The organism is Pseudonocardia sp. NPDC049635, assembly GCF_040659795.1.
Classification (GTDB): domain Bacteria; phylum Actinomycetota; class Actinomycetes; order Mycobacteriales; family Pseudonocardiaceae; genus Pseudonocardia.
Genome location: NZ_JBFAON010000002.1, coordinates 69622 through 81911, shown reverse-complemented (window position 1 = coordinate 81911; position 12290 = coordinate 69622). Strand labels below are relative to the sequence as shown.

The window sequence follows — 12290 nt, the reverse complement described above, 5'->3', positions numbered from 1 at the left end:
GTCCCCTTCCCCTAGACCCGGCGCCGCTTGGGCGGACGGCAACCGTTGTGCGGCTGCGGGGTGACGTCGGAAATGGTGCCGACCTCGAGGCCGGCGGCCTGCAGCGACCGGATCGCGGTCTCGCGACCCGAGCCCGGGCCCTTCACGAAGACGTCGACCTTCTTCATGCCGTGCTCGGCGGCCTTGCGGGCCGCGTTCTCGGCGGCCAGCTGCGCGGCGAACGGCGTCGACTTGCGCGAGCCCTTCAGGCCGACGTTGCCGGACGAGGCCCAGGCGATGACGGCACCGGTCGGGTCGGTGATCGACACGATCGTGTTGTTGAACGTGCTCTTGATGTGGGCGTGGCCGTGCGCGACGTTCTTCTTCTCGCGACGGCGGACCTTCTTGGGTCCGGTGCCCTGGCGTGCGCGGGGCGGCATTACTTCTTACCTGCCTTCTTCTTACCGGCGACGGTCTTCTTCGGGCCCTTGCGGCCGCGCGCGTTGGTCTTCGTGCGCTGGCCGCGGACCGGGAGACCGCGACGGTGGCGGATGCCCTGGTACGAGCCGATCTCGATCTTGCGGCGGATGTCCGCCTGCACCTCGCGGCGCAGGTCACCCTCGACCCGCAGGTGCTCCTCGATGTAGTCGCGGAGCTTGGTGACGTCCTCGTCGGTCAGGTCCTTCGACCGCAGGTCAGGGCTGATCGCCGTGGCCTCGAGGATCTCCTTGGACCGGGCTCGTCCGACCCCGTAGATGTAGGTGAGCGCGATCTCCATCCGCTTCTCGCGGGGGAGGTCGACGCCGGCAACACGTGCCATGCGGCGTTGTCTCCGTTCGGTTCTCGTGCCAGGTCTTCCCGACGTCCGTCCCGCTCCGCCGCTGCGATGCGGGCCCCGGCCTGGTTCCGGGGGTGCCTCCGGGCCCTCGTGGCCCGGCGGGTACGTCGGGGGCTTCTCGCGAAAGCGATCAGAGGATCGCGACGCGTGTCCCGCCGTGTCCGGCGGTGATCAGCCCTGGCGCTGCTTGTGGCGCAGGTTCGAGCAGATCACGATGATCCGGCCGTTGCGGCGGATCACCTGGCACTTGTCGCAGATCTTCTTGACGCTCGGCTTGACCTTCACGTCGTCTGCCTCTGTCCGTTGTCGTGTGTCACTTGTAGCGGTAGACGATGCGGCCGCGGCTGAGGTCGTAGGGCGACAGCTCGACCACCACCCGGTCCTCCGGAAGGATCCGGATGTAGTGCTGGCGCATCTTCCCGCTGATGTGCGCGAGAACCCGGTGGCCGTTCTCCAGCTCCACCCGGAACATCGCGTTCGGCAGGGGTTCGACGACCCGGCCCTCGACCTCGATCGCCCCGTCCTTCTTGGCCATGTCCTCCGCTATCCGTGACAGGTGTCAGTTGCTCCGCCCTGCCGACCGGCACGGCCGGCGGGACGGCGGTGCGCGCGAGCCTGCGCGGACCCGGGGTGTGTGGTACACGACGGAACCGGCGCCGAAGGGCGCACCGACGGTCCAGTGTACGGACGCGCGGAGGAACGGGTGCACGCGGGGTGACCCCGCCCGCGGCACCGGCCCCGGCGCGGGGTGGCCGGGACACCGCGGCCGGGTAGGCCCGACACTTCACGAGCGTACCGGTCCGGGCGTCCCCGGGCACGGTGTCCGGGGCGAGCCGGCCGGCCGGGTCAGCGAGCCTCTCCGTACCGTCGTGTCGCCACCGCGTCGAGCAGGGCCGAGGACACCGGCCCGGGCCGGATACATCACCGAGCTGGTCACCGACGCCCCGACCGCCCGGTCGCTGATCGACGCCGCCGGCCCTACAGGGCCTTCAGCTCCTCGCTGACCTCGGTGACGCTCTTCTTGGCGTCCCCGAACAGCATCGAGGTGTTCTCCAGGAAGAACAGCGGGTTCTCGATGCCGGCGAAGCCCGAGCCCATCGAGCGCTTGAGCACGATGACGTTGCGCGACTCGTCCACGTTCAGGATCGGCATCCCGTGGATCGGGCTGGACGGGTCGTTGCGCGCGGCCGGGTTGGTGACGTCGTTCGCCCCGATCACCAGCGTCACGTCGGTGCGGGAGAACTCGTCGTTGATGTCGTCCATCTCCTTGAGCGCGTCGTAGGAGACGTCGGCCTCGGCGAGCAGCACGTTCATGTGCCCGGGCATCCGACCGGCCACCGGGTGGATCGCGTACTTGACCTCGACCCCCTTGCTCTCCAGCAGCTTGGCCATGTCCTTCACCGCGTGCTGTGCCTGGGCGACGGCCATGCCGTAACCCGGGACGACGATCACCTGCGAGGCGTACGCCATCTGGATCGCCGCGTCGGCCGCCGAGGTCGACCTGACGGTCCGCTCCACCCCGTCGCCGGTCGTCGCGGCCTGTGTCCCACCGAAGCCACCGGCGACGATGGACGGGATCGTCCGGTTCATAGCGACGGCCATCTGGTTGGTCAGGATCGAACCGGAGGCGCCGACGATCATGCCGGCGACGATCATCGCCGTGTTGTCCAGCGCGAGACCCGCGGCCGCCGCCGAGAGCCCGGTCATGGCGTTGAGCAGCGAGATGACCACCGGCATGTCGGCACCGCCGATCGGCAGCACGACGAGCACGCCGACGACCGCCGCGAGCAGCAGCACCGCGATGATCCAGATCTCGGACGCCCCGCCGAGCCCGGCCACCACGGCCGCGGCGACGGCGAGCACCAGCAGCAACAGGTTCAACGGTTGCTGCGCCCGGCCCAAGCCGATCGGGCGGCCGGGCAGGATCTCCTGCAGCTTGCCGAACGCGATCAGCGAGCCCCAGAACGAGATCGACCCGACGATCGCGGCGAACATCGTGGCGATGACGATGTAGAGGGCCGTGTCGACGAACCCGTCGGTGTGGCGGAACTCGGCCCAGGCGATCAGCGCGACGGCGCCACCGCCGACACCGTTGAACAGCGCCACCATCTGCGGCATCTGCGTCATCTTGACGTTGCGCGCGGACGGGACGCCGAGGATCGTGCCGACGACCAGGCCGAGGATGATCAGCCACCAGTTGGCCTGCACCAGCAGCAGGGTCGCGCCGACGGCGATCGCCATGCCGACCGCGGCGATCCAGTTGCCGCGCACCGCGGTCTTCGGCCCGGTCAGTCCGGACAGGCCGTAGATGAACAGGGCGAACGCGATGATGTAGAGAATGGGGACGATCACGGCCAGCGGGCCGGAGCCCGTCGTGTCGGTGGCCGCGAGGACCTGCACGTCGCCGCTCACGAGCCGCTCCCGTTCTTCTCCGCGCCGGCGTCGGCACCGGCCCTGCCCGGCTGCTTGCCCTTGAACATCCCCAGCATCCGGTCGGTGACCAGGAAGCCGCCGACCACGTTGATCACGCCGAACGCGATCGCGACGACCAGGATGATCGCGTCGACGACCCCGACCTCGGCCCGGCCGAGGACGACGATGGCCCCGAGCAGGACGATGCCGTGGATCGCGTTGGTCCCCGACATCAGCGGCGTGTGCAGGGTGTTCGGCACCTTCGAGATGACGGCGAAGCCCACGAACCCGGCCAGCACCAGGATGGCGATGTTCGCCAGCAGTCCGGAGTCCATCAGGAATCCTCCTCGTCACGCGTCACGCAGGATCTCGCCAGCACCTCGTCGGTGAAGTCCGGGGACAGCTCGCCGTCGGCGAGCATCAGCTCCAGCAGCGCGGTGACGTTGCGCGCGTAGAGCTCGGAGGCGTGCTCGGGCATCGTGGCGGGCAGGTTCAGCGGGGACAGGATCGTCACGTCGTGGCGCACGACGGTCTCACCGGGCTCGGTCAGCTCGCAGTTGCCGCCTGCCTCGCCCGCCATGTCGACGATGACGCTGCCCGGCCGCATCCCCTGCACCGCCGCCGCGCTGACCAGCCGCGGCGCGGGGCGGCCCGGCACCAGGGCGGTGGTGACGACCACGTCGAAACCGGTGATCGCGTCCTCCAGCGCCTTCTGCTGGGCGGCTCGCTCGTCGTCGGTGAGCTCCCGGGCGTAACCGCCCTCGCCCGCGGCGTCGATGCCGAGATCGAGCCATTGCGCACCCAGTGAGCGGACCTGGTCGGCGACCTCGGGCCGCACGTCGTAACCGGTGGTCCGGGCGCCGAGCCGTTTCGCGGTCGCCAGCGCCTGAAGGCCGGCGACCCCGACGCCGAGCACCAGCGCGGTCGCCGGCTTCACGGTGCCGGCCGCCGTGGTCAGCATCGGGAAGAAGCGGGTGGAGTGCTCCGCGGCGGCCAGGACCGCCTTGTACCCGGCCACGTTGGCCTGTGACGACAGCGCGTCCATGCCCTGGGCCCGGGAGATCCGCGGGATCGACTCCATCGCGAACGCGATCACCCCGGCGTCCCGCAGCTTCTGCACGGTCTCCGGATGCGTCAGCGGGGACAGGAACCCGATCACGACCTGGTCGCGGCGCAACCGCCCGATCTGCTCGTCGGTCGGCGGGTTCACCACCGCCACCACGTCGCACGACCACGGGTCGCCGATCGTCGCGCCCGCCCGGCTGAACTCCTCGTCCGGGATCAGCGCACCCGCCCCGGCGCCGGCCTCGACCACCACGGTCGCGCCGCGGCCCGCGAGCTTCCCGAGCACCTTCGGGACGACGGCGACCCGCCGCTCGCCCCGCCTGGTCTCCTTCGGTACACCGACCGTGACCGTCCTGCGCGGGTCGTCCCGCCCGGCCTCATCGCCCATGCCGGGAACCTAGACCACCCACGACTCCCCGTGGCCCCGCTACGTGACCGGAACTACCCGGTGGGCGAGCTCTTGATCGAACCCGGAATCGACCTGCATCGATCAAGAGCTGTGCGGCGCCCGTACGGTCAGGCGCCGGGACGGTCGGGAGCACCGGCCGGGGCGGTCAGCAGCCACGGCCCGTCCTCGGTCACGGCGACGGTGTGTTCCCAGTGCACCGCACGCCCGCCGGCGGCCGTGACGACGGTCCAGCCGTCGTCGAGCTCCCGGGTCTCCGGGTCCCCGGCGACGAGCATCGGCTCGATCGCCAGTGCCATCCCCGGCCGCAGCCGCGGGCCGCGGCCGGGCTCGCCGTGGTTGGGCAGGAACGGGTCCATGTGCATGGACGTCCCGATGCCGTGGCCGCCGTACTCGGCGACGATCCCGTAGTCGGCCCCGTCCGCCTCGGCCGCGGCGCGACACGCCTCCTGCACCGCGTAGGAGATGTCGGTGAGCCGCCCGCCCGGCCGCACGGCGCGGATCCCGGCGTCCAGCGCGGAACGGCAGGCCTCGGACAGCGCCAGGTCGGCGGCCGACACCGCACCCACCGCGATCGTCACCGCCGAGTCACCGTGCCAGCCGTCCAGGATCGCGCCGCAGTCCACCGACAGCAGGTCACCGTCGTCGAGCACCTGCGCCGCCGAGGGGATCCCGTGCACGATCTGCGAGTTCACGGATGCGCAGATACTGGCCGGGAAACCGTGGTAGCCCAGGAACGACGGGACACCGCCGCCGTCCCGGATCGTCTGCTCGGCCAGCGCGTCGAGCTCGGCCGTGCTCACACCCGGCTTCGTGTGCTCGGTGACCGCGGCGAGGGTGGCCGCCACCAGCGCGCCCGCCTCCCGCATCGCCTCGAGCTGACGCAGCGTCTTGAGCTCGATGTCCCGGCCCCGGTAGCGGGCGATGGCGCCACGGAGGCCGCCCCGTCCGTTCATGCGTTACCTCGGTTCCTCGCGGTGCGGGCCGACGCCGCCCGTCCGGGTCTCAGGCGCTGCGGTTCTCCAACGCCCTGAACACCCGCTCGGTGATCTCGTCGACCTCACCGACCGCGTCGATGGTGACCAGCTGGTCACGGTAGTGGTCCAGCAGCGGCGCGGTCTCCTCGCGGTACACGCGCTGCCGGTTGCGGATGGTGTCCTCGTTGTCGTCGCTGCGGCCGCGACCCAGCAACCGCTGCACGACGACCTCGTCCTCGACGTCGAACTGCACGACCGCGTCGAGCTCGAGGCCCTTCTCCTGGAGGATCTCGCCGAGCGCCGCCGCCTGGGCGGTGTTGCGCGGGAAGCCGTCGAGGATGAACCCGTTCGCGGTGTCGGCGTCGCCGAGGCGGTCACGCACCATCCCGACCGTCACCTCGTCGGGGACCAGGTCCCCGGCGTCCATGTACCGCTTCGCCTCGCGACCGAGTTCGGTCTCGTCGCGGAGGTTGGCGCGGAACAGGTCACCTGTCGAGATGTGCGGGACGTCCAGCCGCTTGGCCATCTGCTCAGCCTGGGTCCCTTTGCCGGCACCGGGCGGTCCCACCAGAACGAGTCGCACGCGAACCCGACCTCCTGAAGTCTCATCTGCTCGGCACCGGCATCACCGCCGGCGCCACGGTGCCCGAGGACACCCGATCCGGGGCCGGGGCCCCGACCGGGGATCCCGCACGGCCACGCTGCGGGGCAGCCTAACGCAGGAAACCTTCGTAGTTCCGCTGCATGAGCTGGCTCTCGATCTGCTTCAGGGTGTCGAGGCCCACTGTGACCATGATCAGGACGGCCGTCCCGCCGAACGGGAAGTTCTGGTTCTGACCGGTGCCGGTGATGCCGAGGAAGAAGTTCGGGAGCACCGCGATGATGCCGAGGTAGAGCGATCCCGGCAGCGTGATGCGGCTGAGCACGAAGTTCAGGTACTCGGCCGTGGGACGGCCCGGCCGGATGCCCGGGATGAAACCGCCGTACTTCTTCATGTCCTCGGCGCGGTCGTCCGGGTTGAAGGTGATCCCGACGTAGAAGTACGTGAAGAAGATGATCAGAGCCATGTACATGACGATGTGCACAGGACTGGACTGATCGACCAGATAGGTCTGCACGAACTGCTGGAACCAGCCGCCCTCGTTCCCGGCCAGCCGGGCCACCAGGTCGGGCAGGTACAGCAGCGAGCTGCCGAAGATCACCGGGACGACGCCGGCCTGGTTCACCTTCAGCGGGAGGTAGGTCGAGGTGCCGCCGTACATCCGGCGCCCGACCATCCGCTTGGCGTACTGGACCGGGATCCGGCGCTGGCCGTTCTCGACGAAGACAACGCTGGCGATGATCGCCAGACCGAACACGCAGACGCCGGCGAACACCAGGGCGCCGGAGTTCTCCAGGATGAGCCGGCCCTCGGCCGGGATCCGGTGCGCGATCGAGGCGAAGATCAGCAGCGACATGCCGTTGCCGACGCCGCGCTCGGTGACCTGCTCGCCCAGCCACATCACCAGCGTGGTGCCGGCGACCATCGTGGTCACGATGACGACCAGGGTGAATACCGACGAGTCCGGGATGATCGGCAGCACACAGCCCTGGAACAGCTGCCCGCGCTCGGCGAGCGCCACGAACCCCGTCGCCTGGAGGATCGCGATGCCGATCGTCAGGTAGCGGGTGTACTGCGTCAGTTTCGCCTGGCCGGACTGGCCTTCCTTCTTCAGCTGCTCGAACCGCGGGATGACGACCTGCAGCAGCTGCACGATGATGCTCGCGGTGATGTAGGGCATGATGCCCAGCGCGAAGATCGATAGCTGGAGCAGTGCCCCGCCGGAGAACAGGTTGATCAGCGAGTAGACGCTCGCATTGTCGCCGCCCTCGACCTGGCGGACGCACTCCTGGATGTTCGGGTACGACACCCCCGGCGACGGGATGTTCGCCCCGAGCCGGTACACCGCCACGATCGCCAGCGTGAAGAGGATCTTCTTGCGGAGATCCGGCGTGGTCAGGGCCGACCGGACTGCGCTGAGCACTCGGTGATCCTCCTACGACGTCGGCGGCCCGACACCGCCTGCACCGGCCCCGGACGGGGTCGGCCGGATGGAGGGGCGCGTTCCGCACCCCCCGGGGCCGGGTAGGGCCGGAACGGCCCTCCCTGCGGGGACGCCTCTGCGGCGCCGGTCCCGATGCACGTGGGCCCGAAGCCCGATCGTGACTCTAACAGCGGCCCGGAAACGCCTCGGCGCCGCCCACGGGCCCCGGCCGCCGCAGCGGATCACGGGGCACCCCGGGCGGCGCCGTGGCGATGTTGCTCTCGCGGAGCCGGCTCGTCAGAGCTCGGACACCGAGCCGCCGGCCGCGGAGATCTTCTCCCGGGCCGAGGCGGAGAACTTGTGCGCCTTCACGGTGAGGGCGACGCCCGAGAGCTCGCCCTCACCGAGCACCTTCACCAGCTGGTTCTTGCGCACCGCACCGGCCTCGACCAGCTCGGCCGGGCCGATCTCGCCACCCTGCGGGAACAGGACGGCGAGCTCGCCCACGTTCACGACCTGGTACTCGACCTTGAAGCGGTTCTTGAAGCCCTTGAGCTTCGGCAGCCGCATGTGCAGCGGCATCTGCCCACCCTCGAAGCGCGGCGACACCGTCTTACGGGCCTTGGTGCCCTTGGTGCCCCGGCCCGCGGTCTTGCCCTTCGAACCCTCACCACGACCCACGCGGGTCTTGGCGGTCTTCGAGCCCGGGGCCGGGCGCAGGTCGTGCAGCTTGATCACCGACTGCTCGGTGGACTCGCCCGCAGCGCTCACTGTGCCACCTCCTCCACGGTCACGAGGTGGCGCACCGTGTGGACGTACCCGCGGTTCTGCGGGGTGTCCGGGCGCTCCACCGTCTGCCGGATCTTGCGCAGGCCGAGCGAACGCAGCGTGTCGCGCTGGTTCTGCTTCGCCCCGATCCGGCTCTTCACCTGGGTGATCCTCAACGTGGCCATGTCGCTCACACCCTCGCCGCGTCGGCCTCGGCGCGCTGACGCATCATCCTGGCCGGCGCGACGTCCTCGACCGGCAGGCCGCGGCGGGCCGCGACCTCCTCCGGGCGCTGCACCGCCTTCAGCGCCGCCACCGTGGCGTGCACGATGTTGATCGCGTTGTCGGAGCCGAGGGACTTGGACAGGATGTCCGAGATGCCCGCGCACTCCAGCACCGCGCGGACCGGCCCACCGGCGATGACACCGGTACCCGGCGAGGCCGGGCGCAGCATGACGACGCCCGCGGCGGCCTCACCCTGAACCCGGTGCACGATCGTGCCGCCAATGCGCGGGACGCGGAAGAAGTTCTTCTTCGCCTCCTCAACGCCCTTGGCGATCGCGGCCGGCACCTCCTTGGCCTTGCCGTAGCCGACGCCGACCAGGCCGTCACCGTCGCCGACGATCATCAGCGCGGTGAAGCTGAACCGGCGGCCGCCCTTGACGACCTTGGCCACGCGGTTGATCGTGACCAGCCGCTCGATGTACGGGGTCTTGTCCTGGGCCGCCCCGCCACGGCCACCGTCGCGGCGGTCCCGGCTGTTGCGGTTGTCGTTGCTACCGCCGCCGGGCCCTCCGCCGTCACGCCGCGTACGTCCCGGCATCAGACGATCCCTTCAGTGTTCTCGGTCTGGTCCATCAGAACTCCAGGCCTCCCTCGCGGGCGGCGTCGGCCAGTGCGGCGATCCGCCCGTGGTAGCGCAGCCCGCCGCGGTCGAACACGACCGCGGAGATGCCGGCCTCCTTGGCACGGGCGGCGATCAGCTCGCCGACCTTGGCCGCCTTGGCCTTCTTGTCGCCCTCGATCCCGCGGACCTCGCTGTCCAGCGTCGACGCGTGCGCCAGGGTGTGCCCGGCCAGGTCGTCGATCAGCTGCACGGTGATGTGCCGCGACGAGCGGTTGACCGCCAGGCGCGGACGCACCGGCGTCCCGGAGATCTTCTTGCGGAGCCGGGCGTGCCGGCGGATGCGCGAGTCGCGACGCGCCCGCGCCACCTGCGACGCCATCCGCCGCCGGGCGGCACCCGACACGGTGTCGTTCGTCTCGGCCATCACTTACCCGTCTTCCCGACCTTGCGGCGGACCTGCTCGCCGGCGTACCGCACACCCTTGCCCTTGTACGGGTCCGGGCGACGCAGCTTCCGGATGTTCGCGGCGGTCTCGCCGACCAGCTGCTTGTCGATACCGGAGACCGAGAACCGGGTCGGGGACTCCACCGCGAAGGTGATCCCCGCCGGCGGCTCGATCACGACGGGGTGCGAGAAGCCCAGGGCGAACTCGAGGTTCGAGCCCTTCAGGGCGACCCGGTAGCCGACGCCGTGGATCTCCAGCTTCTTCTCGTAACCGGCGCTGACGCCGACCACGATGTTGTTGACGAGGGAGCGGGACAGGCCGTGGAAGGCCCGGACCTCTCGCTCCTCGTTCGGGCGCTTCACCAGCACCGCACCGTCGTCGTCGCGCTCGACCGTGATCGGCTCGACGACGGTGTGCGACAGGGTGCCCTTGGGGCCCTTCGCGGTGACCGTGCGGCCGTCGATGGTGATCTCCACGCCGGACGGGACGGTGACGGGCAGCTTTCCGATGCGAGACATCGTTCGTTACCCCTCTCTCACCAGACGTAGGCGAGGACTTCCCCGCCCACGCCGCTCCGGTAGGCCTGCTGGTCGGTCATCAGACCCCGCGAGGTCGAAATGATCGCCACCCCGAGGCCACCCAGGACCCGCGGCAGGTTCGTCGACTTCGCATAGACCCGCAGACCGGGCTTGGAGACGCGCCGGAGGCCGGCGATGCTCCGCTCACGGTTGCGGCCGTACTTCAGCTCGACGACCAGGGACTTGCCGACCTCGGCGTCCTCGGTGTGGTGGGCGGCGATGTAGCCCTCCTTCTGCAGGATCTCCGCGATGGAGACCTTCAGCTTGGAGTGCGGCATCACCACGCGGTCGTGGTAGGCCGAGTTCGCGTTCCGCAGACGGGTGAGCATGTCTGCGATCGGATCGGTCATCGTCATGGTGTCTGTCTCTTTCCCACCGTGGTTCCGCGTACCGGCGCGGCGCCCCTGCTCGGGGCGCCGTACCGATGCGGGCCTTCGGCGATCGGGTCGACCCGGGCCCCGCGGCGCGGGGCCTGTCGGATCACCAGCTGGACTTGCTCACACCCGGCAGCTCGCCGGCGTGCGCCATGTCGCGCAGGCACACGCGGCAGAGGCCGAACTTGCGGAAGACCGCACGCGGCCGGCCGCACTTCTGGCAGCGGGTGTAACCGCGAACCGCGAACTTGGGCGTCGCGTTCGCCTTGTTGATGAGCGCCTTCTTCGCCATTCGCTCAGTTCTCCTTGAACGGGAAGCCCAGGTGACGCAGCAGCGCCCGGCCCTCGGCGTTCGTGGTCGCGGTGGTCACCACGGTGATGTCCATGCCCCGCGGGCGGTCGATGGTGTCCGGGTCGATCTCGTGGAACATCGACTGCTCGGTGAGGCCGAACGTGTAGTTGCCGCGACCGTCGAACTGGTCACCGGAGAGGCCCCGGAAGTCCCGGATACGCGGCAGCGCGATGGTCAGCAGCCGGTCCAGGAACTCCCACATGCGGTCGTTCCGCAGGGTCACCTTGGCGCCGATCGGCATCCCCTCGCGCAGCTTGAACTGCGCGATCGACTTCGTCGCGCGCCGCAGCTGCGGCTTCTGGCCGGTGATGGTGGCCAGGTCCCGCAGCGCGCCGTCGATCAGCTTCGAGTCCCGGGCGGCGTCGCCGACACCCATGTTCACCACGACCTTGGTCAGGCCGGGGATCTGCATGACGTTGGTGTAGCCGAAGTCCTCGCGGAGCTTGTCGAGGATCTCGTCGCGGTAGCGCTGCTTGAGACGCGGGAGGGTCTTCTCTGCCGTGGTCATCTCAGATCTCCTTCCCGTTGCGCTTGGAGATCCGGACCCGGCGGGACACGCCGTCCTCGCCCTCGACCGTGGACCGGCCGACGCGGGTCGGCTTGCCGTCGGAGTCGACGACCATCACGTTCGAGACGTGGATGGCCGCCTCCTGGGTGACGATCCCGCCGCTCTCGGCTCCGCGCTGGTTCTGGCTGATCCGGGTGTGCTTCTTGATCCGGTTCACGCCCTCGACCAGCACGCGCTGACGCTCCGGGTAGGCCGCGATGACCTTGCCCTTGGCGCCCTTGTCCTTACCGGCGATCACCAGCACGGTGTCGCCCTTCTTCACCTTCATCTTCGCCTTCATGGATCAGAGCACCTCCGGAGCGAGGGAGATGATCCTCATGAACTTGCGGTCGCGCAGCTCGCGCCCGACCGGGCCGAAGATTCGGGTCCCTCGAGGTCCGTTGTCCGGCTTGATCAGGACAGCGGCGTTCTCGTCGAATCGGATGTAGCTGCCGTCGGGACGGCGCTTCTCCTTCTTGGTGCGCACGATGACCGCCTTGACGACGTCACCACGCTTCACGCCTGCACCGGGGATGGCCTCCTTGACCGTGGCGACGATGACGTCGCCGATCCCGGCGTAGCGCCGCGCGGAGCCGCCCAGCACCCGGATGCACAGGATCTCCTTGGCACCGGTGTTGTCGGCGACGCGCAGCCGCGACTCCTGCTGGATCACTGTGT

At 69.8% G+C, this 12290-nt stretch carries 20 protein-coding genes; all 20 read right to left on the bottom strand.

What is annotated here, in order from left to right; translation table 11 throughout:
* Positions 1–11 precede the first annotated feature (11 nt).
* On the bottom strand, positions 12–419 hold the full coding sequence (gene rpsK, locus AB0J24_RS03120; RefSeq protein ID WP_344028899.1) for a 30S ribosomal protein S11: 408 nt from the start codon (positions 417–419) through the stop codon (positions 12–14).
* Positions 419–799: a 30S ribosomal protein S13 gene (gene rpsM / locus AB0J24_RS03115; RefSeq protein ID WP_358674606.1), complete on the bottom strand. Its 381-nt coding sequence runs from the start codon at positions 797–799 to the stop codon at positions 419–421. Before rpsM ends, rpsK begins: the two co-directional genes overlap by 1 nt.
* Before the next feature lie 189 nt (positions 800–988).
* Positions 989–1102, bottom strand: coding sequence for a 50S ribosomal protein L36 (gene rpmJ / locus AB0J24_RS03110; protein ID WP_010228516.1), 114 nt, complete (start codon positions 1100–1102; stop codon positions 989–991).
* 28 nt (positions 1103–1130) lie between these two features.
* Positions 1131–1352 carry a translation initiation factor IF-1 gene (gene infA, locus AB0J24_RS03105; protein ID WP_010228514.1) on the bottom strand — a complete coding sequence of 74 codons (222 nt, stop codon included), beginning with the start codon at positions 1350–1352 and terminating at the stop codon, positions 1131–1133.
* A 443-nt stretch (positions 1353–1795) separates the two neighbouring features.
* On the bottom strand, positions 1796–3175 hold the full coding sequence (locus tag AB0J24_RS03100; RefSeq protein ID WP_358675405.1) for an NAD(P)(+) transhydrogenase (Re/Si-specific) subunit beta: 1380 nt from the start codon (positions 3173–3175) through the stop codon (positions 1796–1798).
* 50 nt (positions 3176–3225) lie between these two features.
* A complete protein-coding gene (locus AB0J24_RS03095) occupies positions 3226–3564 on the bottom strand; it encodes an NAD(P) transhydrogenase subunit alpha (RefSeq protein ID WP_358674603.1) in 339 nt (112 codons plus the stop codon).
* Positions 3564–4682 (bottom strand): Re/Si-specific NAD(P)(+) transhydrogenase subunit alpha, encoded by a 1119-nt coding sequence (locus AB0J24_RS03090; RefSeq protein ID WP_358674600.1) that lies wholly within the window; start codon positions 4680–4682, stop codon positions 3564–3566. Before AB0J24_RS03090 ends, AB0J24_RS03095 begins: the two co-directional genes overlap by 1 nt.
* Positions 4683–4810: 128 nt before the next feature.
* Positions 4811–5656 (bottom strand): type I methionyl aminopeptidase, encoded by an 846-nt coding sequence (map, locus tag AB0J24_RS03085; RefSeq protein WP_358674598.1) that lies wholly within the window; start codon positions 5654–5656, stop codon positions 4811–4813.
* A gap of 49 nt (positions 5657–5705) precedes the next feature.
* Positions 5706–6260, bottom strand: a complete 555-nt coding sequence (locus AB0J24_RS03080; RefSeq protein WP_358674595.1) for an adenylate kinase — start codon at positions 6258–6260, stop codon at positions 5706–5708.
* 130 nt (positions 6261–6390) lie between these two features.
* Positions 6391–7701: a preprotein translocase subunit SecY gene (secY, locus tag AB0J24_RS03075; RefSeq protein WP_358674592.1), complete on the bottom strand. Its 1311-nt coding sequence runs from the start codon at positions 7699–7701 to the stop codon at positions 6391–6393.
* Positions 7702–7998: 297 nt separating this feature from the next.
* Positions 7999–8439 (bottom strand): 50S ribosomal protein L15, encoded by a 441-nt coding sequence (gene rplO, locus AB0J24_RS03070; protein WP_358675402.1) that lies wholly within the window; start codon positions 8437–8439, stop codon positions 7999–8001.
* Between the two features lie 29 nt (positions 8440–8468).
* The gene (rpmD, locus tag AB0J24_RS03065) at positions 8469–8654 is read right to left on the bottom strand and encodes a 50S ribosomal protein L30 (RefSeq protein ID WP_344028880.1); all 186 of its coding nucleotides are present in this window, start codon (positions 8652–8654) and stop codon (positions 8469–8471) included.
* Between the two features lie 5 nt (positions 8655–8659).
* Positions 8660–9292 (bottom strand): 30S ribosomal protein S5, encoded by a 633-nt coding sequence (gene rpsE / locus AB0J24_RS03060; RefSeq protein ID WP_358674590.1) that lies wholly within the window; start codon positions 9290–9292, stop codon positions 8660–8662.
* Positions 9293–9326: 34 nt separating this feature from the next.
* A complete protein-coding gene (gene rplR, locus AB0J24_RS03055) occupies positions 9327–9740 on the bottom strand; it encodes a 50S ribosomal protein L18 (RefSeq protein WP_358674587.1) in 414 nt (137 codons plus the stop codon).
* On the bottom strand, positions 9740–10279 hold the full coding sequence (gene rplF, locus AB0J24_RS03050; protein WP_358674584.1) for a 50S ribosomal protein L6: 540 nt from the start codon (positions 10277–10279) through the stop codon (positions 9740–9742). Before rplF ends, rplR begins: the two co-directional genes overlap by 1 nt.
* A gap of 17 nt (positions 10280–10296) precedes the next feature.
* Positions 10297–10695, bottom strand: a complete 399-nt coding sequence (gene rpsH, locus AB0J24_RS03045; protein WP_344028868.1) for a 30S ribosomal protein S8 — start codon at positions 10693–10695, stop codon at positions 10297–10299.
* Between the two features lie 124 nt (positions 10696–10819).
* A complete protein-coding gene (locus tag AB0J24_RS03040; protein ID WP_068797778.1) occupies positions 10820–11005 on the bottom strand; it encodes a type Z 30S ribosomal protein S14 in 186 nt (61 codons plus the stop codon).
* 4 nt (positions 11006–11009) lie between these two features.
* Complete coding sequence (gene rplE / locus AB0J24_RS03035) at positions 11010–11573, bottom strand: 50S ribosomal protein L5 (protein ID WP_358674581.1); 564 nt, start codon at positions 11571–11573, stop codon at positions 11010–11012.
* Position 11574: 1 nt separating this feature from the next.
* The gene (gene rplX / locus AB0J24_RS03030) at positions 11575–11901 is read right to left on the bottom strand and encodes a 50S ribosomal protein L24 (protein ID WP_358675399.1); all 327 of its coding nucleotides are present in this window, start codon (positions 11899–11901) and stop codon (positions 11575–11577) included.
* A gap of 15 nt (positions 11902–11916) precedes the next feature.
* Positions 11917–12285 carry a 50S ribosomal protein L14 gene (gene rplN, locus AB0J24_RS03025; protein ID WP_068797776.1) on the bottom strand — a complete coding sequence of 123 codons (369 nt, stop codon included), beginning with the start codon at positions 12283–12285 and terminating at the stop codon, positions 11917–11919.
* Positions 12286–12290 lie beyond the last annotated feature (5 nt).

Coding starts and splice junctions, on each gene's coding strand:
- rpsK (WP_344028899.1), bottom strand. CDS start 419: ATGCCGCCCCGCGCACGCCAGGGCACCGGACCCAAGAAGGTCCGCCGT.
- rpsM (WP_358674606.1), bottom strand. CDS start 799: ATGGCACGTGTTGCCGGCGTCGACCTCCCCCGCGAGAAGCGGATGGAG.
- infA (WP_010228514.1), bottom strand. CDS start 1,352: ATGGCCAAGAAGGACGGGGCGATCGAGGTCGAGGGCCGGGTCGTCGAA.
- AB0J24_RS03095 (WP_358674603.1), bottom strand. CDS start 3,564: ATGGACTCCGGACTGCTGGCGAACATCGCCATCCTGGTGCTGGCCGGG.
- AB0J24_RS03090 (WP_358674600.1), bottom strand. CDS start 4,682: ATGGGCGATGAGGCCGGGCGGGACGACCCGCGCAGGACGGTCACGGTC.
- map (WP_358674598.1), bottom strand. CDS start 5,656: ATGAACGGACGGGGCGGCCTCCGTGGCGCCATCGCCCGCTACCGGGGC.
- rpmD (WP_344028880.1), bottom strand. CDS start 8,654: ATGGCCACGTTGAGGATCACCCAGGTGAAGAGCCGGATCGGGGCGAAG.
- rpsE (WP_358674590.1), bottom strand. CDS start 9,292: ATGCCGGGACGTACGCGGCGTGACGGCGGAGGGCCCGGCGGCGGTAGC.
- rplR (WP_358674587.1), bottom strand. CDS start 9,740: ATGGCCGAGACGAACGACACCGTGTCGGGTGCCGCCCGGCGGCGGATG.
- rplF (WP_358674584.1), bottom strand. CDS start 10,279: ATGTCTCGCATCGGAAAGCTGCCCGTCACCGTCCCGTCCGGCGTGGAG.
- rpsH (WP_344028868.1), bottom strand. CDS start 10,695: ATGACGATGACCGATCCGATCGCAGACATGCTCACCCGTCTGCGGAAC.
- AB0J24_RS03040 (WP_068797778.1), bottom strand. CDS start 11,005: ATGGCGAAGAAGGCGCTCATCAACAAGGCGAACGCGACGCCCAAGTTC.
- rplE (WP_358674581.1), bottom strand. CDS start 11,573: ATGACCACGGCAGAGAAGACCCTCCCGCGTCTCAAGCAGCGCTACCGC.
- rplX (WP_358675399.1), bottom strand. CDS start 11,901: ATGAAGGTGAAGAAGGGCGACACCGTGCTGGTGATCGCCGGTAAGGAC.